The sequence below is a fragment of the Dyella jiangningensis genome, assembly GCF_003264855.1.
GTDB lineage: Bacteria > Pseudomonadota > Gammaproteobacteria > Xanthomonadales > Rhodanobacteraceae > Dyella > Dyella jiangningensis_C.
Genome location: NZ_NFZS01000004.1, coordinates 543728 through 563326, shown reverse-complemented (window position 1 = coordinate 563326; position 19599 = coordinate 543728). Strand labels below are relative to the sequence as shown.

Here is a 19599-nt window from a genome sequence, read left to right as displayed (position 1 = left end):
GGGGCGGTATACTGCCCCCGCGCCATTCCGCGCATCGATCATGCATCGAGGCAACCGCACTTGAGTCAGACTTCCCCGCGCAGCACCAAATCCGCCACCACGGCGGTCATTCGCCAGCAAGTCCTCGACGCGCTGGACGAACTGAAGGCCAAGGACATTCGTGAGATCGACGTCCGCGGCAAGACCTCCATCGCCGATCTGCTGGTCATTGCCTCCGGCACTTCCGCGCGCCATGTGAAATCCATCGCCGACGAAGTCGTCAAGTTCGCCAAGAAGGCGGGCGTGATGCCGCTTGGCGTGGAAGGCGAGCAGGAAGCCGAATGGGTACTGGTGGACCTGGGTGACGTGATCGTCCACGTCATGCTTCCGCGCATCCGCGAGTTCTATGGCCTGGAAAGGCTGTGGACCGTCGGTGACCGCGAAATGGACGCCGAAGTCGCCAGCGTGGGCTGATGTCCCGCGCCATGGCGGTCGTTGCCGCGCGCCTTCGGATGCGCGCGGCGGTTCTCTTTGTTTCCCCGCTTTTCGGTGAAGACGCATGCGTGCGCGCCTGATTGCCGTCGGTGAACGCATGCCCGCCTGGGTGGCGGAAGGGTTCGCCGAGTACCGCAAACGACTGTCGCACGACTTGCCGCTCGAACTCATCGAGCTGAAACCCGGCGTGCGCGGCAAGGGACGCGACGATGCTCGGGCCATCCAGGACGAAGGCGCGGCGATCCTCGCCGCCCTGCCGCGCGACATCCACGTCGTTGCGCTGGATGGCCGTGGCAAGACGTGGTCCAGCGAAGATCTCGCCGCGCAGTTGGCGAAATGGCGGATGTCGGGACGCGACCTCGCATTCCTCATTGGCGGGCCGGACGGCCATGCGCCCGAGGTGCTCGCGCGAGCCGACCAGAGCTGGTCGCTGGGACCGCTGACGCTGCCGCACATGCTCGTGCGTCTGGTCCTGGCCGAACAGCTCTATCGCGCCACCACGCTGCTTTCCGGACATCCGTACCATCGCGCCTGATCGCGGGCCTCCGCCACGCACCTGCGGGCCATCGACCACGACGGCCATTTTGCGTGGAAAGTGGTCATATGCCGGCCCGGCATGCTGCCGCATACTGCGCCCACTTCAGCCTCTCGGGACCGGCCCATGTCCTTCACGGTGCGCCAGGCCACCATCCACGACGTCGACCTCGTTGCGCCGCTGTTCGATGCGTATCGCCAGTTCTATGGCAAGCCCGCCGATTCCGAGCTGGCGAGACATTTCTTGCTCGAACGTTTCCGGCACCTTGAGTCGGTGATCCTGCTGGCGATCGACGAGGAAGGGCGCGGCGTAGGTTTTACCCAGCTCTATCCCCTGTTTTCGTCCGTGCGCGCCGCACGCACCTACCTGCTCAACGATCTTTTTGTCGCAGCGAATGCGCGACGAGGCGGGGTGGCTGCGGCGTTGATTCACGAGGCGATGGATTTCTCGCGTGCCGCCGGTGCCGTGGGCATGTCGCTCACCACGGCGCACACGAATGAAGCGGCGCAACGGCTGTACGAGTCGCTGGGGTGGAAACGGGATCAGGAGTTTCGCGAGTACAGCATCGCTTTGTAAGCGAAATCCTGCCTCAGACCATGGTCTAGCTTGCCAAGAGTTTGACGGGACCGGGCGCTACCATGAGTGGATTGCACTTCAGGAGCAACCACCATGGACCATCGCATTCGCCACGCCGGGCTCGGAGCCAAGGTCATGACGGCGACCAAGGCCGCGGAGCTGGTCGACCACGGCATGACGATCGGCATGAGCGGCTTCACCGGCGCGGGTTATCCGAAAGCCGTGCCGCAGGCGCTGGCGGCGCGCATGGTGGCGACGCACGAGCGCGGCGAGTCGTTCCGCGTGCGCGTGCTCACCGGTGCATCCACGGCGCCCGAGCTGGATGGTGCGCTCGCACGCGCCGACGGCATCGACCTGCGCCTGCCTTACCAGTCGGATCCCGAGCTTCGTGCGCGCATCAACCGTGGCGAGATGGACTATCTGGACATCCATCTCAGCCATGTTGCGCAGTACGCGTGGTTCGGCTTCTTCGGCAAGCTCGACCTCGCCGTGGTCGAAGCCACCGCCATCATGCCCGATGGTCGCTTGTTGCCATCGTCGTCGGTGGGCAACAACAAGACCTGGCTCGATCTCGCGGACAAGGTGATCGTCGAGGTCAATCATTGGCAGCCGATGGAAATGGAGGGCATGCACGACGTGTACTACGGCACCGCACTGCCGCCAAATCGCAAGCCGATCCCGCTGCTGAAACCGGACGACCGCATCGGCGAGCCGTACCTGCGGCTCGATCCGGACAAGGTGATCGCCGTGGTCGAGACCAACGCACCGGATCGCAACAGCGCGTTTTCTCCTCCGGACGACTGCTCACGGCAGATCGCGGGACACCTGATCGAGTTCTTCCGCCACGAGATCGCCAAGGGTCGGCTTTCGCCGCAGCTGCTGCCGCTTCAGTCGGGCGTGGGCAACATCGCCAACGCCGTGCTGGGTGGTCTGCGCGATGGTGGCTTCAAGGGGCTCACCGCATTCACCGAGGTGATCCAGGATGGCATGCTCGACCTGCTCGCGAACGACGTGCTTTCGGTGGCGTCGGCGACGTCGTTCTCGCTGAGTCCCGCCGGCATCGAGCGCTTCCTCGCCGACATCGAGTTCTTCCGCAAGCGCATCATCCTGCGCACCCAGGAGATCTCCAACCATCCGGAACTGGTGCGCCGACTCGGCTGCATCGCCATGAACGGCATGGTGGAGGCCGATATCTACGGCAACATCAATTCCACGCATGTGGCCGGCACCAGCATCATCAACGGCATCGGCGGTTCGGGCGATTTCGCGCGCAACGGTTTCATGTCGTGCTTCCTCACGCCGAGCACGGCCAAGAACGGCGCGGTGTCGTGCATCGTGCCGATGGTGAGCCACGTCGACCATACCGAGCACGACGTCGCCGTGGTGGTCACCGAGCAGGGCCTTGCCGACCTGCGCGGGCTGTCGCCGCGGCAGCGCGCCAAGGTCGTCATCGAGCGCTGCGCGCATCCGGATTACCGCCCGTTGTTGCAGGATTACTTCAACCGCGCGCTGCATGACAGCCGTGGCAAGCACACGCCGCACCTGTTGAGCGAGGCGTTGGCCTGGCACCAGCGTTTCCTCGAGACCGGCGATATGCGACCTTAGGGCCTCCTTACGTCATCGGTCGCGCGTCAGCCATGCTCTATCTCGCCTCGCAGTCGCCCCGACGCCGTCAATTGCTCGAGCAGATCGGCGTCGAGTTCCAGGTGGTCGATGTCAACGTGCCGGAACAGCGTGCGCTGGCCGAAGCGCCGCGCGAGTACGTCAGTCGCGTGGCACGCGAGAAAGCGCTGGCGGGCTATGCCGCGTTGAACGATCCGCAGGCCGTCGTGCTCGGGGCCGATACCGAGGTGGTGCTCGACGACGAAGTCTTCGGCAAACCCGCCGACGCCGCCGATGCCGCTGCGATGCTGCGCAGGTTGTCGGCGCGCGTACACGAAGTGATTTCCACCATCTGGCTGGTGGGCCGCAAGGGCGAGTGGAGCGACACCAGCCTGTCGCGCGTACGCATGCCCGAACTCGACGACGCCGTCATCGCCGCCTACATCGCCACCGGCGAACCGTTCGGCAAGGCGGGCGCGTATGCGATCCAGGGACACGGAGCGAAGCTGGTCGAACACCTCGATGGCAGCCACTCGGGCGTCATGGGTTTGCCGGTGTTCGAAACGGCGAGGTTATTGCGCGCGCATGGCGTGATACGCCATGGATGAAACGCTGCCGCGATCGTCGCTTCAGTTGCCCGGCATCATCATGAACCACGACACCACGGCGAGCAGGTTGTTCGCACCGTGAGCCAGTACGGCCGGCCAGATCGAGCCGGACTGTACGCGCAGCCAGCCGAGCACCAGACCCAGCAGCGCGAGGTTCGGCAGCGCGTACCAGAGGAACGACAGGTCGGGCAGGTGCACGCAGGCGAACAGCACGGCCGTGATGACGATGGCCCAGCCACTGCCTACATGGCGACTGATCGCCGAAAGCAGCACGCCGCGGAACAAGAGCTCCTCCACCAGAGGTCCCACGCTGACGACGAGCAGTGCCAACGGCAACCGCAGCAGTGGCGAGATGTGCGCGCCGAGCTGCTTGATGTCCTGGCTGACTTCATGGCCTTGAGCCAGCCATTGCGTCAGCAGGCCGCCGATGAAAGGCATGAGCATGCCGAGCACGACGGCAACGGCATACAGCGTCGGCGCCCGCGTCGGGGTGAATCCCAATCCCGGAAGGTCGCCGCGATGCCAGAGCAATGGCCAGCGTCGGTGGGCGAGATGCACGATCAGTGACGCGGACACCACCAGCGTGGCCATCACTGCCGTGGCGCTGGCATTGGATTGGCCCAGCCAGGCGCGGGCCTGGTGGACCACGTCGCCCAGGCCTCCGCCATGCTGCAGCACGATGGCCACACCGGCCGTGAGCCCGATGAGGCCGCCCACCGCGAGCTGCAAGGCGAAGTACAGCGCGATGAGTCCGAAAGCATGCCAGGCGGTTGGCGCCGGCGTCGGGAAGGACAGGGATGGCGGCGAATCAGAGGCGTATTTCAATCGGTTCGCATCCATCGATGGCGGGTCCAGCAGGCGCGCGTGCAGGTCGATCCGCCAGGGCGCAACGCGCTCGTCGCCTGACGGAACCACGCTAGTCCCTGCCGCGGCGCGGGCGCAATCCTGTCCTTTGGCACGGTCGACGTAGCGGCTTTCGCCGTGTTCACGCGGTCGCCCTGTATAGTGGCGGCAGTTCCAAGGAGGAAAACGGCGCGCCGAGCGCCGACCCATGTTCGCTTTCGATTGGCTGGCCGACCCTACTGCGTGGGCAGGACTCCTCACCCTGGTGGTGCTGGAGATCGTGCTCGGCATCGACAACCTCGTCTTCATCGCGATCCTCGCCGACAAGCTGCCGGCCAAGAAGCGCGACCATGCCCGCGTGCTGGGCCTGTTGCTGGCGCTGGTCATGCGCCTGGTCCTGCTGGGGGCGATGTCCTGGCTGGTGAAGCTCACCGCGCCCATTCTCGAATGGGGCGCGCTGTCATTGTCGTGGCGCGACATCATCCTGCTGCTGGGTGGTGCCTTCCTGCTGTTCAAGGCGACGGTGGAGCTGCACGAGCGGCTTGAGGCAGACGACCACCATGACGCCGCCAAGCGCGCACCGGCGCGCTTCTGGCTGGTGGTCGCGCAGATCGTCGCGCTCGACGCGGTGTTCTCGCTCGATTCGGTGATCACCGCCGTGGGCATGGTCGACCAGCTCTCCGTGATGATGATCGCGGTGGTGGTGGCGATGATCCTGATGATCAGCGCCAGCAAGCCGCTGACGAACTTCGTCAACGCGCGGCCGACGGTGGTGATCCTCTGCCTGTCGTTCCTGTTGATGATCGGCTTCAGCCTGGTGGCGGAAGGGTTCGGCTTCCATATCCCGAAGGGCTATCTGTACGCCGCGATCGGCTTCTCGATCATGATCGAGGCCTTCAACCAGACCATGCGCCGCAATCGCCAGCGCAGCCTGCTGGGCAGCGCACGCACGCTGCGCGATCGCACGGCGATGGCGGTGATCAATCTGCTGGGCGGTGCGGGCAAGGAGGAAGAGGAGGCCGCACCTCATCCCACCGCCGCGAGCCCCGAAGGCAACGTGGCGGTGTTCGGCAAGGATGAACTGGCGATGGTGCAGGGCGTGCTCGATCTCGCGCATCGCCCGGTGCGTTCGATCATGACGCCGCGCCCGGAAATCAACTGGATCGATCCGCGCGAGGGCGTCGATCAGCTTCGCGCGGAAGTGAGCGCGTCCAGCCATGCGTGGCTGCCGGTGGCCGGCGATGATCTCGACCAGTTGGTCGGCGTAGCATCGTCGCGCGACCTGCTGGCAAGCCTGCTCGAGCACGGTCGCATCGACGTGGAAAAAGTGGTGCGCAAGCCGCTGACCGTGCTCGAGTCGCTGAGCGTGCTGCGATTGATCGAGGAGTTCCGCCGTTCACCGTTGCAGGTGGCGTTGGTGGTGGACGAATACGGCAGCGTACTCGGCCTGGTGACGCCGACCGATGTGCTCGAAGTGATTGCCGGTGAATTTCCCGACGATGAAAGCGGCGATCCGTCTGCCGTGCAGGCAGTGGACGGCAGCTGGTTGCTCGATGCCAGCCTGGACCTGCGTCGTGTCGAACACCTGCTGGGCTTCAAGCTGAGCGGTGATGACAGTTTTTCCACGCTCGCCGGCTATGTGCTGCAGCAACTGGGTCGTCTCCCCAGCGTCGGCGATACCTTCGTCAGCGAAGGGCTGCACTTCGAAGTGGTGGCGATGGACGGGGCGCGCATCGAGCGCCTGAAGGTGACGCCGGAAGGATAAGGTGCGCTGTCGCGCACGGGGTGCGCTGCCACAAGAAGCAGCGCTGACTTGCGGGAGCGCACCCTGTGCGCGACAGCCTTTCGCCTCAAGAGGCCATCAGCGCCCGCGCCAATCCGACCACGCCGAGCAACAGCGTGGCGATCCAGCCCATTGAAGCCACCATGTAGCCCGGTCCGCGCTTGGCGGCATCCTGCAGGTAGGCCATCGCGTACCACACGCGGCCGATCACCCACACCAGGCCGGTCAGCCCGCCCCACAGCGGAAACCCGTACTGCACGGCCAGCCACAGCGAAGGCAGGAACATCACGGTCGCTTCCAGCGTGTTCATCTGCACGCGCAACGCGCGTTCGAAGGCCGGATGACCGCTCACCGCCGGCGCCTTGATGCCGTACTTGCCGCGTGCGTGGCCCGCTGCCCACATGGTGCCGAACTGCAGCAGGACGGTGAGCAGGACGACAATGGCGGGCAAGTGCTGAATCATGGCGAGCTCTCGGAGAAAGGTGGCCCACTCTAGGGCAACACTGAATAAGTATCGACGTCGTCCCACGGGACTAGCTTCGCGTCGTCACCCGTCCTGTCGGTTCGCAGGCCACAGGGCCGTTGACGCACGCGGGGAGCGGCCATGGATGGCCGCGGCTTTGAGGAGCGAGGAAGGCAGACTGGCTGTCTGTCGAGACAACGGACCGAAGGCGTGCGGACAGACAGGACGGGCCCCAGCGTATTGAATGGAAAGTGTGGGGTGACGTTTGGAAGGCCCGCTGGCTGCGCCGCGCGACTTGGCAAGACAGCCAGTCTTGCCTGCGCCACGCAACACAGCCAGCGGGCCTTCCAAACGTCATGACGACGGCGATACTTATTCAGTGTTGCCTAGCCATCGACGCTGGGCGGCGGGAGGGGGTATCGTGCTCCGGTAGCACCGTCGCGTGCGGTTGGGAGGGGCATCGGATGGACTGGCAGAAGGGCGAGCGCAGTCAGAATGTCATCGTCGACGACGGCAGTGGCGGGGGCGGTGGCCCACGCTTCGGCGGCGGGCGCGGCATGGGCATCGGCGGCATCATCATCCTGGCCATCCTGGGCCTGGTGTTCTTCAAGGATCCCACCGCGCTGCTCAACCAGGCGGATACGGGTGGCCAGGTGGCGGCGCCGAGTGGGCAGCGCGCCGAAGTCGATCCGCAGACCGAGGATTTCATCCGCGCCGTGCTCGGTTCCACCGAGAAGACCTGGACGGACATCTTCGCCAGCCACGGGCGCCAATACGTCGACCCGCAGCTCAAGCTCTTCAGCGGCGGGGTGAATACGGCGTGCGGCATGGCGTCCACCGCGGTGGGGCCGTTCTACTGCCCTGGTGACCAGATGGTGTATCTGGACGTCGCATTTTTCCGCGAGCTGGAGAACCGCTTCCACGCTTCCGGCGATTTCGCGCGCGCCTATGTGATTGCCCACGAAGTGGGCCATCACGTGCAGAACCAGCTGGGCATCTTCGATCAGGTGGAGCAGGCGCGGCGGCGCGGTGCGCGCATGGAAGGCGCCGACGGCCTTTCGGTGCGGCAGGAGCTGCAGGCCGACTGCTTTGCCGGCGTGTGGGCGAACCGCACCCAGCAACGCCTGCAATGGCTGCAACCGGGTGACATCGAGTCCGCTCTCAACGCGGCCAGCAAGATCGGCGACGATGCCCTGCAGCAGCAGGCGCAGGGACGCGTGGTGCCCGACTCCTTTACCCATGGCACGTCGGAGCAACGCGTGAAGTGGTTCCGCGCCGGATTCGAGGGTGGCGACCTGGGTAGTTGCAACACGTTTGCCGGGGAGCCCTGAGCCGCGGCGCCGCCATCGTTCGGAATCCGGTCCCGGCACCCCGCTGCATGGGCGGCCGGCGCGTTCTAGAATGCCGCTGCTGCGCGCCTTGGGGTGCGCCTCAAAGCCGCCTGCATGCTCCATCCCTGCCTACGTTGCGGCGCCTGTTGCGCCTATTTCCGCGTGGCCTTCCACTGGTCCGAGGCGGATGCCTCGCTGGGCGGCGTGGTGCCACCGGAGCTGGCCGAGACGCTGGACCCTCATCGTCTCGTCATGCGCGGTACGCAGGCGTCCAAGCCGCGTTGCGTGGCGCTGCAGGGCACCGTGGGTGAAGCAGCGCACTGCGGCGTGTACGAGCGCCGGCCGTCGGTGTGCCGCGAGGTGGAACCGGCGTGGGAATCCGGCCGTCCCAGTGCGCAATGCGACAAGGCGCGACTGGCGCACGGCATGCAGCCGTTGGCGCCCTCGGATTGGCCATCCATCGCCCAGCCGGCCTGAGCCGCACTACCTGGCGACGGCGGTGCCACCATCGTTCTGGAAGGCCAGCACGAACTGGCGCAGGTCGCTCTCGTTGACATCGGAGATGGCGATGTACTGCATGCCGGCGTCGGTCCAGCGGATCACCGTGTAGCCGTGCTCCTGCGCGACCGTCTGTGGCGATACGGCACCGGTTTCCACCGGCCACTGGTACAGGTTGATCACGTGCAGCCGGCGCTTGTACACCAGCACGGCGACGCTGCGTCCCTCGACGGCGTCCAACCGTCCGCCGGCCAGCGGGAAGCCTTCGTCGGAGAGGTCCTTCACGCGCGGCGCGAAATCCAGCTTGCCCTCGAACCAGGGCTTGACCGTGTGCTGGTTGGTCGACACCACGTCCATCAGGTGCTGTTGCTGCAGGGAGCGCACATGGCCGGACACCACATCGGCGACCAGTGCATCGGCCGCGCGGCCCGATCGCAGCAGGTGCAGCCACGCCGGTCCGGAAAGCAGCAACGCAGCCACGAAGCCGGCCGCCGCCGCCACCGACAGGGGCGTGCGCGGGCGGCGTGCGCGGGGAGGCGGAGTGACCGCGACTGCCGTGGAAGCGGTCCAGCGCTGGCGTAGCGCGTCGGATGCCCGGTGGTACAGCTCGGGCTGGGACAGCGCCTTGTGCAGCGTGGCGTACGCATCGAAGCGCGCCGTGCATGCCGGGCATTCGCGCATGTGATGGGCGACGGCCGCGCTGTCGCCGGCACCGAGCTCGTCGTCGAGATAGGCGTGGAGCAGCAACTTCGCGTCATCGCACATCATGGCGGCGCACCTCCTTCGGATGATGGCCCAGTTCGGCGCGCAGGCGTTCGCGTGCGCGGGCCAGTCGCGACATCACGGTGCCGATGCGTTGTTCGATGATGGCCGCGATCTCCTTGTACGAGCACTCCTCCAGTTCGCGCAGCACGATGACTTCGCGTAGCGGTGGCGGCATGCGTTCCAATGCGGCGCGCAGGGCGCCCACGTCGACGGCGAGCAGGGTGAGCGTTTCCGGCGAAGGGCTTTCGTCCGCCACCGGATGGAGGTCGTCGTCGAGCTCCGCATGCAGGTCGTCCTGCCGATGCTTGCTGCGCATCGTGTAATAGGTGTGGCGCACGATGGTGAGTAGCCACACCCGCGCATCGCTACCATGGAAACTGTCGAAGTAACGCAGCGCGCGAAGCATCGCTTCCTGCACCACGTCCTGCGCATCGCCGGCATCGCGCGCCAGCCATCGCGCCAGATTGTAGGCCGCGTCGAGATGCGGCAGCACCAGCGACTCGAAGCGGGCGCTTCGCGCGGTGTCAGGGCCGGTCATGCGGGCAGACGAATCCATGGGCATGCAAGGTAATACCTCGACCATGACCACTTTATTCCAAGGACGACCGCAGGCCGCGTGAAGGCGCCAAGGGCGGGAATAAGCGCACGGGCGGAACGGTAGTGGGTAAGGCGGGATGTACCCGTTTCCCCTATCCGGAGAGTCCGACCATGCGTGATTCAGACGACAACACGAGCCCTGGCCGCCGCCAGTTTCTCCAGTGCATGGCGTGGGCGGGCGCCGGCACCCTGTGGCTCATGCAGGGCGGCGTGCTGCGCGCGCAGGCGTTGACCGGGCAGGGCGCCAAGGACGCCGCCGATGCCAGCTTCGCCTTCGTACAGATCAGCGATTCGCACATCGGTTTCCACAAGGCGCCGAACATGGACGTGGCCTCCACGCTGCGCGCTTCGCTGGCGATGGTGAATGCGCAGAAAGCGCGGCCTGACTTCCTGCTGCATACCGGCGATCTCACCCATCTCTCGCGGCCGGACGAATTCGACACGCTGGCCGGCATCATGCAGGAAGCGCATGTGGACAAGACCTTTTACGTGCCCGGCGAGCATGACGTGATCGGCGACAACGGCACGGAGTTCTTCCGCCGCTTCGGCGAGAAGCAGCAAACGGGCGGCTGGTACAGCTTCGATCATCGCGGCGTGCATTTCGTCGGCCTGATCAACGTGCTGAACCTCAAGGCGGGAGGCCTTGGCTCACTGGGCGCCGACCAGCTGGCGTGGCTGAAGAAGGATCTCGCACCGTTGTCGGCGTCGACGCCCTTGGTGGTGTTCGCGCACATGCCGCTGTGGTCGCTCTATCCCGAGTGGGGCTGGGGTACCGACGACAGCGCCGAAGCCATGCGCCTGCTGCAACGTTTCGGCTCGGTGAGCGTGCTCAACGGCCATATCCACCAGATCCAGCAGAAGGTGGAAGGCAACATCACGTTCTACACGGCGCGTTCCACCGCCTATCCGCAACCGGCGCCCGGCGTGGGTCCGGCACCGGGGCCGATGAAGGATGTGCCACCGGAAGCGTTGCATCGTTACCTCGGCATTCGCGAGGTGCGCCACGTGCAGGGCAGCCAGGCGCTCGCGCTCACCGATGAGGTGATGTCATGAAGATGCTACGGCACGCCGCGTTCATGTCGATGCTTTGCCTGAGCTGTGGCGTGACCGCGCCCGCGATCGCGGCCAAGGCGGGGGTGTCTCAGAATGCGGCGGCTACCCAGGTCGAGATCCGCAACTTCGCCTTTGCGCCGAACACGATGACCGTCGCCGTGGGTACGCGGGTGGTGTGGATCAACCGCGACGAGGAACCACACGTGATCACCAGCGCAGGCAAGCAGTTCGCCTCATCGCCTGCGCTGGATACCAGCGACACCTATGCCGTGACGTTCTCCAAGCCCGGCACTTACGTGTACTACTGTTCGATCCATCCGATGATGGTGGGCACCATCATCGTGCAGTGACGGCGCCGTCGAAGCGATAGATGTCCATCGCCAGCAGGCCGTACTCGATGCCGGCGTCGATGCGCGTGGCATGCGCCTGTTCGCCCGCCGCGCCCAGCGCGACGAACAGCGGCAGGAAATGTTCATCGGTGGGATGGGCGCGTTCGGCGAACGGTGCCTGGCGGCGATAGTCGAGCAAGGCCTCGACGTCGCCCTCGGCCAGCTTGCGTTCGACCCACTCGATGAAGGGACGCACGTACGGCGCTTCGCGTTCTTCGCTGTAACCCGAGCGGAAATCGTGCAGGTTGTGCGTGATGCTGCCCGAGCCGATGACCAGCACGCCTTCTTCGCGCAATGGCGCCAAGGCGCGGCCGACGGCGTACTGATGCGCCGGACCGAGCTGGGGCTGGATCGACATCGGTACGACCGGAATGTCGGCTTCGGGGTAGAGCAGGCGCAGCGGCACCCAGGCGCCGTGGTCCAGCCCCTGAGAGGGATCGAGCGTGGTCGGCAGGCCGGCCTTGTCCAGCAGCTCCGTGATGCGCGCGGCGAGCGCGGGCTCGCCCTTGGCCGGGTACTGGATGTCGAACAGCGCCTGCGGAAAGCCGTAGAAATCGTGGATGGTTTCCGGTCGCGTCGCGCCGCCGACATGCGGCTGGCGTGCCAGCCAATGGGCGGTGGCGATGACGATCGCCTTGGGCCGTGGCAACGCCTTGGCCAGCTCCGCCAGGCGCTCGCCTACGCGCCGCGGCTGGATGGCGGTCATCGGCGATCCGTGGGAGATGTAAAGGCTGGGCAGGGTGGTCATGGCGGTTACCTCGAAAGTACCGCCCTAGATTAGGGATATCGGCGCCGATTGCAGCGCGCGTGCGGTGAACGATCCGTCACCGCAGGGGAACGATAAGAGGGACCCCGCGTCCCATGATCCGAAACACCAACTCGTCATTCCGGCGCAGGCCGGAATCCAGCCGCGATGATGGTCGGCTTTCGCGCGAGGCTTTCATGTGCTTGGCGAAAAGCAGACGTGTCGCAACGGGATGACCAGCCTTCGGCTGTTGTAAAGCGCCTCCGGCCTTCGCCGGAATGACGGCGGTGTGGGCCTGGTTACTTCCCGCGACGCGGCGGCTTGCCGCCGCCGTGGCTGTGCGGACGCGGCTTGCCGTGCGGCTTCTTGAAGCCACCCGGACGGTAGCCGCCGGCACGGCGCGGTGCCGGTTCGTCGGCGCCGCTGTCGTCGCCGTCCCACTCCTTGATGCGCAGCTGCTGCTGGCTCACCCACACCTTTTTCAGGTGCTCGAATACTTCCTTGGGCATGCCGTCGGGCAGGTCGATCAGGCTGTATTCGCCGCGAATGCTCAGGCGACCGATGAAGCCGCTTTCCAGACCGGCTTCATTGGCGATGGCACCGATGATGTTGCCGGGCTTCACGCCGTGCTCGTGACCCACCTCGATGCGATAGGTGCGCTTGCCTTCCTCGGTGTGATGCGGCCGCACGGGACGCTGCACGAATTCGCGAGGCGCGCCGTCGCGATCACGCGAGCGGTGCTCACGTTCGCCACGATGCTCGTGCCCGTCTCGCTCACGGCCATGCTCGCGCTCGCGCGGCGCATGTTCGCGTTCGCGCTTGGGTGGCGGCGTCAGCAGCAAGGGCTGGTTGCCCTGCGCAATGCGAGCCAGCGCGGCGGCGATCTCGATGGCGGGAATGTTGTGTTCCTGCTCGTACTGCTCGATCAGCTGCTGGAACAGTTCCAGCTCGCCCACGGCCAGCGTGTCGCTGATGCGCTGCTTGAACTTGGCGATGCGCACGTCGTTGACCGCTTCCACGGTCGGCAGCTTCATTTCCTCGATCGGCTGGCGCGTGGCGCGCTCGATCGCACGCAGCATGCCCTTCTCGCGCGGCGTGACGAACAGGATCGCCTCGCCGCTGCGACCGGCGCGACCGGTGCGGCCGATACGGTGCACGTAGCTTTCCGTGTCGTAGGGAATGTCGTAGTTCATGACGTGGCTGATGCGCTCCACGTCGAGGCCGCGCGCGGCCACGTCGGTGGCGACCAGGATGTCCAGCTTGCCGTCCTTCAGCTGCTGGATCACGCGCTCGCGCTGCGCCTGCGCGATGTCGCCGTTGATGGCGGCAGCGGCGAGGCCGCGCGCCTGCAGCTTCTCGGCGAGCTCTTCGGTGGCTTGCTTGGTGCGGGCGAAGATGATCATCGCGTCGAACGGCTCGGCTTCGAGGATGCGCGTCATCGCATCGAGCTTGTGCATGCCGCTGACGAACCAGTAGCGCTGGCGGATGTTGGCGGCGGTGGTGGTGGCGGCCTTGATGGTCACCTCCACCGGATCCTTCAGGTGCTGCTGCGCGATCTTGCGGATCGGCGCCGGCATGGTGGCGGAGAACAGCGCGACCTGGCGCGTCGGCGGCGTGGCCTCCAGCACCTTCTCCACGTCGTCGATGAAGCCCATGCGCAGCATTTCGTCGGCTTCGTCGAGCACCAGGAACTTCAATTCCGAGAGATCGAGCGTGCCGCGCTCAAGGTGATCGATCACGCGGCCGGGCGTGCCCACCACGATCTGCACGCCACGCTTGAGCGAGTGCAGCTGCGGGCCATAGCTCTGGCCGCCGTAAATCGGCAGCACCTGCAGGCCGGGCATATAGGTGGCGTAGCGCTGGAACGCTTCGGCCACCTGGATGGCCAGCTCGCGCGTGGGCGCGAGGATCAGCGCCTGCGGCTTGCCGGGCTTGAGGTCGATGCGCGAAAGGATCGGCAGCGCGAACGCGGCGGTCTTGCCGGTGCCGGTCTGCGCCTGGCCGAGCACGTCGCGGCCTTCCAGCAGCGGTGGAATGGTGGCGGCCTGGATCGGCGAAGGCGATTCGTAGCCGACGTCGGACAGAGCGCGCAGCAGCTCGGAATGAAGGCCAAGCGCAGCAAAGCCGACGGCTGCCGGCTGGGAATCGGAAGACGGGGAGGACATGGGGAACCTCGACATGGCATGCACGAGGGCATGCGGGAGAATGACGGTATTGTAACAGGCCGGCCCGCCCAAACCGGTGATTTTGTTGCGCCAAAGGCGCCATCGACGAGGAAAATTCATGTCCAAACCCCTGGAAGGCCGTATAGCGCTGGTGACCGGCGCCTCCTCCGGCATCGGCGAGGCCACGGCACTGGCGCTGGCCGAGGCGGGCGCCAAGGTCGCCATTGCCGCACGCCGGCGCGACCGGCTCGAGGTCTTGGCTGCGCAGTTGGCGACGCTCGGCGCCGAGCCGTTCGTGTTGACCGCCGATCTCGCCTCCGAAGACGAAGCGCAGCGGATCGTGAAGGAAACCGAGGCGCATTTCGGACGTCTGGACATCCTGGTGAACAACGCCGGCGTGATGTACCTGGAGCCGGTCGAGGAGGCCGACCTCGGTCGCTGGCGCCGGATGCTGGAACTGAACGTGCTCAGCCTCATTGCCTCGACGCAGGCGGCGCTGCCCGGTATGCGCGAGCGACGCGACGGCCATGTCGTGAATATTTCATCGACGGCAGGGCGCGTGGCCAACCCCAACGCGGCGGCCTATTCGGCGACCAAGTTCGGTGTCGGCGCATTTTCCGAAGCGCTGCGGCGCGAGGTGTACAAACACAACATCCGCGTCACGGTGATCGAGCCGGGCGTTGTGCAGACGGAGCTGCGCGATCACATCGGCCACGCCGAGGTGAAGGCCAACCTCAATGCGTGGGCCGACAGCATGCGTCAGCTTCAGGCGCGCGACGTGGCGGACGCCATCGTGTTCTGCGTATCGCGGCCTTCGCACGTCAACATCAACGAAGTGTTGATGCGGCCTACCGACCAGGAGCGTTGATGCCGCAAGCCCCACTATCATGGTGCGCTTGCGTCATCCACGGAGAATTGCCATGACCGAGATCGAAACGATCTCCGAGCAGCGCTGCCACGGCGGCACGCAGGGTTTCTATCGGCATCACTCGGAAAGCTGCGGCGGGCCGATGCGTTTTGCGCTCTACCAGCCGCCGCAGGCCGCCAGCGAAGTGTGTCCGGTGTTGTATTACCTCGCCGGACTCACCTGCACCGAAGAGACCGCCACCATCAAGGCGGGCGCGCAGCGGCTTGCTTCCGAGCTGGGGCTGATCCTGGTGATGCCCGATACCAGTCCACGCAACACCGGCTTCGACGGCGCAACGGGCGATTGGGAATTCGGCGAGGGCGCCGGCTTCTACGTGGATGCCACGCAGGCGCCGTGGTCGTCGCGCTTTCGCATGCACAGCTATGTGGTGGATGAACTGCCGGCGCTCATTGCAGAGCACTTTCCGGCCGACCGCGAGCGCAGCGGCATCATGGGCCATTCGATGGGCGGTCATGGCGCGCTGACCATCGCGCTGAAGCATCCCGGCCGCTATCGCTCGGTATCCGCGTTCGCGCCGATCGTGGCGCCGACGCAGGTACCCTGGGGCGAGAAAGCCCTCCCGCGCTACCTCGGCGAAGACACGTCCGCATGGGCGGCATACGACGCGTGCGAGCTGGTGCGCCGGCAAACCTTCGACGGCACCATCCTGATCGACCAGGGCGAGGCCGACGGCTTCCTGTCCACGCAGCTGAAGCCCGAGTTGTTCGACCAGGCATGCGCGGAAGGAGGCCAGTCGCTGGTGCTTCGTCGCCATGCCGGCTACGACCACAGCTACTACTTCATCAGCACGTTCATCGATGACCATCTGCGTCATCACGCCAGCGCGCTCGGACGTCCGTGAACCTGATCTATCCCATCCACACGCCCCGCACCCTGGTACGTGTGGTTGATGCGGGCGATGCGCAGCGGCTGCTGCGCTATCGCGTGCAGAACCGCGAACATCTGGCGCCGTGGGAGCCGCTGCGCGATTCGTCCTACTACACGCTGGACCACTGCATCCGGACGCTGGCCGACGCACGCGAAGCGATGCGCACGGATCGCGTCTATCCCTTCGTCGTGCTCGACCTCGTCGGCAACGACGTCATCGCCAACTTCACGTTCGCCAACATCGTGCGCGGCGCCTTCCAGGCCTGTCATCTCGGCTACAGCATTGCCGGGAGCAGGGAGGGACAGGGGCTCATGTACGAGGCACTGTCGGCGGTGATGCCCTGGGCGTTCCGCGAGCTGGACATGCATCGCGTGATGGCGAACTTCATGCCGCGCAACGAGCGCAGCGGCAGGCTGCTCGAACGCCTGGGCTTCGAGCGCGAAGGTTACGCGAAACGGTATCTGCAGATCGCCGGCGTGTGGGAAGACCACGTGCTCACCGCCCGCATTCGCGACGATTGATCGCCGGCCGTTGTCGGGATGGCAACCTCTTTTGTAGGAGCGCACCCAGTGCGCGACCGCAGCCTGACAAAATCATCGCTCCGTCGGCTTTTCGCGCACTGGGTGCGCTCCTACAACGGAATCCAGAGGTTAGGCGATAGGCCTCAACAGCACACCCAGGGTCGCCCGCTGCTGCCACGCCAAGGCGAGGTACATCAGCAACAGGAGAAGCCCCGGGCCCAGCAGGTGATCTTCCATTACCGCGTGGTAGCCGAAAATCACCACCACCGGCGCCGCCAGCATTACCAAGGCCAGCGCGACGAAGCGGTTGGCGAGCAGGCAAAGTCCGCTCACGGTGTACAGGATGCCGAGCACGGGGAAGATGTAGCCGCTGCCGGCGAGGCCTTGCATGAAGACCTGCGACTGCGGCGTCACCGGTGCGGGTGGCTGCCAGAAATGCAGCAGGTCATTGAGGCCGGCAAAGACGAACCAGGCGCCGAAAATCAGCCGCAGGGGGAACAACAGCCAGTGGAAAAACGCTTTCATGCAGGGACTCCTCGATACGGAAGGCCCTGCATGATCGGGACGAGAACGCCGGCGTTGTATTCCACGTATCGCCTAGGCCCAACCGTCTAGGACAGTGGTTGGGCCCCGTGCGTGCCGATCGTCACGCCTTGGCGGCGGGCCGGCGCGGGCGACGACGCTTCCGGTTGCCTTCCGCCGGGCGCTCACTGCCGTGTGCGTATCCGTTGTTGTGCGGGCGATGCGAACCCTGCGGACGAGCCTGGCGCGGCTGGCGCTGGCTCTGGCCTTGCACCGGCTTCGGCGCATTGGCGTCGGTGCGCAGCGGATGCGACGGCTCGAAGCCCGGCACGTCGCTCACCGCGATGTCCTGCTTGAGCAGCTTGCGGATATCGCGCAACAGGCCTGCTTCCTCATGACTTACCAGCGACACGGCCATGCCGTCCGCGCCGGCGCGACCGGTGCGTCCGATGCGGTGCACGTAGTCTTCGGCGACCATCGGCAGGTCGAAGTTGATCACGATGGGCAACTGGTCGATATCGATGCCGCGTGCCGCGATGTCGGTGGCGACCAGCACGGTGATGCGGCCGCTCTTGAAGTCGCTGAGCGCGCGCGTGCGGGCGTTCTGGCTCTTGTTGCCGTGAATGGCGGCGGCGCGCAGGCCGGCCATTTCCAGCTGCTTCACCAGCTTGTCGGCGCCATGCTTGGTGCGGCTGAACACCAGGGTCTGGCGGCGGCTGTCCTGCGAAAGCACGTGCAGCAGCAGGTCGCGCTTCTTGGCGGCGTCGACCGGGTGCACATGATGTGTGACCGTGGTGGCCACCGAGTTGGCCGGCGTCACCGACACTTCGCGCGGCTGATGCATGAACTGCATCGCCAGCGCCTTGATCGGCGGCGCGAAGGTGGCCGAGAACAGCAGCGTCTGGCGCTGGCGCGGCAGCGCCGCGAGGATGCGCTTGAGCGCCGGCAGGAAGCCCATGTCGAGCATGCGGTCGGCTTCGTCGAGCACGAGCACTTCCACGCCCGACAGGTCGATGGAGCGCTGCTGCATGTGGTCGATCAGGCGACCCGGCGTGGCGATGACGATGTCCACACCGCGACGCAGGGCCTGCATCTGCGGGCCCATGCTCACGCCACCGAAGATGGTGGTGCTGCTGATGCGCAGGTGCTTGCCGTAATCGCGCAGGTTGTCATGTACCTGGGCGGCGAGCTCGCGGGTCGGAGTCAGTACCAGCGCGCGCGGACGACGCGTCTGCGTGGCGCCGGCGGTGGAAAGGTGCTGCAGCAACGGCAGCGAGAAGGCGGCCGTCTTGCCGGTGCCGGTCTGCGCGGCAGCCAGCAGGTCACCGCCTTCCAGCACGACGGGAATGGCAGCGGCCTGGATCGGGGTAGGTTCGGCGTAGCCCTGTTCGGCAAGCGCGCGCAACAACGCGGGCGCAAGGCCCAGCGATTCGAAAGACATGGAAGCTCCAGAGCAACTCGGAGCGTTCTAACGAACCGCGTTGCAGTATTCAAAAGGGGAGGGAGGCGTTTAGCCCGGCGTGGAGTATAGCGGAAAAGGCGCCGCCACGCTGGGTGGGCGCGGTGGGCCGCTCATTGGCCGCTCAGCAAGGCCTTTCGCCCACGATGAGATAGCAGTCGAACGGGGTCTTTCCGTGCAGCGAACGGATGCTCACGACCAGGCCGGCATCAGCCAGCAGGGCGCGCAGCTCGTCCCCGCTGGGATAGTGCTGCGCGCCCACGCGCATCCAGCCGCTGGCGCTCAGGAAGAACTCCGAGACGCGCGTGGCGGCATAACGCCAGCTGCGCTCGCGCAGCACGCTGCGGACGATCAGCATGCCGCCCGGCGCCAAGTGGGCCGCCGCATTCGCCACCAGTTCGCGCTGGCGTTCCACGTCGAGGTAATGCAGTACGTCGAGCAGGGCGACATGGCCGCGCAGCGAATACGCCGTGGCGCCGTCGGCGAGGCGCAGGGGCAGCACGCCCTCCAGCCCGGCCAGGCGCATGGCGCGACGTCCGGCATCGATCTTGCGGGCATCGTGGTCCACGCCCAGGTATTGCGGCAGCTCGCCGTGTGCGTGCAGGTACTGCCCGAGCAGGCCGATGCCGCAGCCGATATCGAGCAGCGGCATCGGGCGGCGCGCGATCAGGTCGGCCACGGCTGCGTAAGCGGGATCGGCCGCCAACTTGCCCTGGACGTAGCGGCGTTGGAACCAGTGATCGTAGGAGTCGGCGATCCGATCGAGAGCGGTAGCATCCATGGCGGACATGTGAGCCGACTCCGTGACTGCGTGGTGTGAAGAGAGTCTGCGCCGAGCATTTGCCATCCGCCACTTCCCGAAGCGCTCTCTTGC

At 66.0% G+C, this 19599-nt stretch carries 22 protein-coding genes; 13 read left to right on the top strand and 9 right to left on the bottom strand.

Annotated features, from left to right (window positions below; translation table 11 throughout):
• The first annotated feature begins 60 nt into the window (after window positions 1-60).
• From rsfS to CA260_RS15215, 5 genes are all read left to right on the top strand, one after another.
• A complete protein-coding gene (gene rsfS, locus CA260_RS15235; protein WP_111983895.1) occupies window positions 61-453 on the top strand; it encodes a ribosome silencing factor in 393 nt (130 codons plus the stop codon).
• An 85-nt stretch (window positions 454-538) separates the two neighbouring features.
• Window positions 539-1009 carry a 23S rRNA (pseudouridine(1915)-N(3))-methyltransferase RlmH gene (gene rlmH / locus CA260_RS15230; RefSeq protein ID WP_111983894.1) on the top strand — a complete coding sequence of 157 codons (471 nt, stop codon included), beginning with the start codon at window positions 539-541 and terminating at the stop codon, window positions 1007-1009.
• Window positions 1010-1135: 126 nt separating this feature from the next.
• Window positions 1136-1585: a GNAT family N-acetyltransferase gene (locus CA260_RS15225; protein WP_111983893.1), complete on the top strand. Its 450-nt coding sequence runs from the start codon at window positions 1136-1138 to the stop codon at window positions 1583-1585.
• Between the two features lie 93 nt (window positions 1586-1678).
• Window positions 1679-3190: an acetyl-CoA hydrolase/transferase family protein gene (locus CA260_RS15220; protein WP_111983892.1), complete on the top strand. Its 1512-nt coding sequence runs from the start codon at window positions 1679-1681 to the stop codon at window positions 3188-3190.
• A gap of 32 nt (window positions 3191-3222) precedes the next feature.
• Window positions 3223-3795 (top strand): Maf family protein, encoded by a 573-nt coding sequence (locus CA260_RS15215; protein ID WP_111983891.1) that lies wholly within the window; start codon window positions 3223-3225, stop codon window positions 3793-3795.
• A gap of 21 nt (window positions 3796-3816) precedes the next feature.
• Here the strand turns inward: CA260_RS15215 and CA260_RS15210 are convergent, their stop codons facing one another.
• On the bottom strand, window positions 3817-4710 hold the full coding sequence (locus CA260_RS15210; protein WP_172461866.1) for a CPBP family intramembrane glutamic endopeptidase: 894 nt from the start codon (window positions 4708-4710) through the stop codon (window positions 3817-3819).
• A gap of 136 nt (window positions 4711-4846) precedes the next feature.
• On the opposite strand from CA260_RS15210, the gene CA260_RS15205 reads away from it, so the two are divergent.
• The gene (locus tag CA260_RS15205) at window positions 4847-6403 is read left to right on the top strand and encodes a hemolysin family protein (RefSeq protein WP_111983890.1); all 1557 of its coding nucleotides are present in this window, start codon (window positions 4847-4849) and stop codon (window positions 6401-6403) included.
• Window positions 6404-6488: 85 nt separating this feature from the next.
• On the opposite strand, the gene CA260_RS15200 is transcribed toward CA260_RS15205, so the two are convergent.
• Window positions 6489-6881 (bottom strand): MAPEG family protein, encoded by a 393-nt coding sequence (locus CA260_RS15200; RefSeq protein WP_111984408.1) that lies wholly within the window; start codon window positions 6879-6881, stop codon window positions 6489-6491.
• Between the two features lie 467 nt (window positions 6882-7348).
• Here CA260_RS15200 and ypfJ point away from each other — a divergent pair, with 467 nt between their 5' ends.
• Together ypfJ and CA260_RS15190 are read left to right on the top strand one after the other, a co-directional pair.
• Window positions 7349-8215, top strand: a complete 867-nt coding sequence (gene ypfJ, locus CA260_RS15195; RefSeq protein WP_111983889.1) for a KPN_02809 family neutral zinc metallopeptidase — start codon at window positions 7349-7351, stop codon at window positions 8213-8215.
• A 114-nt stretch (window positions 8216-8329) separates the two neighbouring features.
• On the top strand, window positions 8330-8692 hold the full coding sequence (locus CA260_RS15190) for a YkgJ family cysteine cluster protein (RefSeq protein ID WP_111984407.1): 363 nt from the start codon (window positions 8330-8332) through the stop codon (window positions 8690-8692).
• A gap of 6 nt (window positions 8693-8698) precedes the next feature.
• On the opposite strand, the gene CA260_RS15185 is transcribed toward CA260_RS15190, so the two are convergent.
• On the bottom strand, window positions 8699-9481 hold the full coding sequence (locus tag CA260_RS15185; RefSeq protein ID WP_111983888.1) for an anti-sigma factor family protein: 783 nt from the start codon (window positions 9479-9481) through the stop codon (window positions 8699-8701).
• Window positions 9468-10016: a sigma-70 family RNA polymerase sigma factor gene (locus tag CA260_RS15180; protein WP_111983887.1), complete on the bottom strand. Its 549-nt coding sequence runs from the start codon at window positions 10014-10016 to the stop codon at window positions 9468-9470. Before CA260_RS15180 ends, CA260_RS15185 begins: the two co-directional genes overlap by 14 nt.
• A gap of 170 nt (window positions 10017-10186) precedes the next feature.
• On the opposite strand from CA260_RS15180, the gene CA260_RS15175 reads away from it, so the two are divergent.
• A complete protein-coding gene (locus CA260_RS15175) occupies window positions 10187-11128 on the top strand; it encodes a metallophosphoesterase family protein (RefSeq protein WP_111983886.1) in 942 nt (313 codons plus the stop codon).
• Entirely contained in the window at window positions 11125-11478 is a 354-nt protein-coding gene (locus CA260_RS15170) for a cupredoxin domain-containing protein (protein WP_111983885.1), read from the top strand. The genes CA260_RS15175 and CA260_RS15170 overlap by 4 nt, the downstream gene beginning before the upstream one ends.
• Here CA260_RS15170 and CA260_RS15165 read toward each other — a convergent pair.
• A complete protein-coding gene (locus CA260_RS15165) occupies window positions 11465-12265 on the bottom strand; it encodes a dioxygenase family protein (protein WP_111983884.1) in 801 nt (266 codons plus the stop codon). The two genes, CA260_RS15170 and CA260_RS15165, sit on opposite strands and share 14 nt — an antisense overlap.
• Before the next feature lie 296 nt (window positions 12266-12561).
• The gene (locus CA260_RS15160; protein ID WP_111983883.1) at window positions 12562-14427 is read right to left on the bottom strand and encodes a DEAD/DEAH box helicase; all 1866 of its coding nucleotides are present in this window, start codon (window positions 14425-14427) and stop codon (window positions 12562-12564) included.
• Between the two features lie 118 nt (window positions 14428-14545).
• Between CA260_RS15160 and CA260_RS15155 the strand changes: the two genes are divergently transcribed.
• The 3 genes from CA260_RS15155 to rimJ are packed head-to-tail and all read left to right on the top strand — an operon-like array spanning window position 14546 to window position 16744.
• Window positions 14546-15295, top strand: a complete 750-nt coding sequence (locus CA260_RS15155; RefSeq protein WP_111983882.1) for an SDR family NAD(P)-dependent oxidoreductase — start codon at window positions 14546-14548, stop codon at window positions 15293-15295.
• 52 nt (window positions 15296-15347) lie between these two features.
• Window positions 15348-16196 carry an S-formylglutathione hydrolase gene (fghA, locus tag CA260_RS15150; protein WP_111983881.1) on the top strand — a complete coding sequence of 283 codons (849 nt, stop codon included), beginning with the start codon at window positions 15348-15350 and terminating at the stop codon, window positions 16194-16196.
• Entirely contained in the window at window positions 16193-16744 is a 552-nt protein-coding gene (gene rimJ, locus CA260_RS15145; protein ID WP_111983880.1) for a ribosomal protein S5-alanine N-acetyltransferase, read from the top strand. The genes fghA and rimJ overlap by 4 nt, the downstream gene beginning before the upstream one ends.
• A 129-nt stretch (window positions 16745-16873) precedes the next feature.
• On the opposite strand, the gene CA260_RS15140 is transcribed toward rimJ, so the two are convergent.
• The 3 genes from CA260_RS15140 to CA260_RS15130 form a co-directional block, all read right to left on the bottom strand.
• Window positions 16874-17269 carry a DoxX family protein gene (locus tag CA260_RS15140; RefSeq protein WP_111983879.1) on the bottom strand — a complete coding sequence of 132 codons (396 nt, stop codon included), beginning with the start codon at window positions 17267-17269 and terminating at the stop codon, window positions 16874-16876.
• 121 nt (window positions 17270-17390) lie between these two features.
• Window positions 17391-18707 carry a DEAD/DEAH box helicase gene (locus tag CA260_RS15135; protein WP_111983878.1) on the bottom strand — a complete coding sequence of 439 codons (1317 nt, stop codon included), beginning with the start codon at window positions 18705-18707 and terminating at the stop codon, window positions 17391-17393.
• Window positions 18708-18849: 142 nt separating this feature from the next.
• Window positions 18850-19515, bottom strand: a complete 666-nt coding sequence (locus CA260_RS15130) for a class I SAM-dependent methyltransferase (RefSeq protein WP_338065736.1) — start codon at window positions 19513-19515, stop codon at window positions 18850-18852.
• Window positions 19516-19599: the final 84 nt, after the last annotated feature.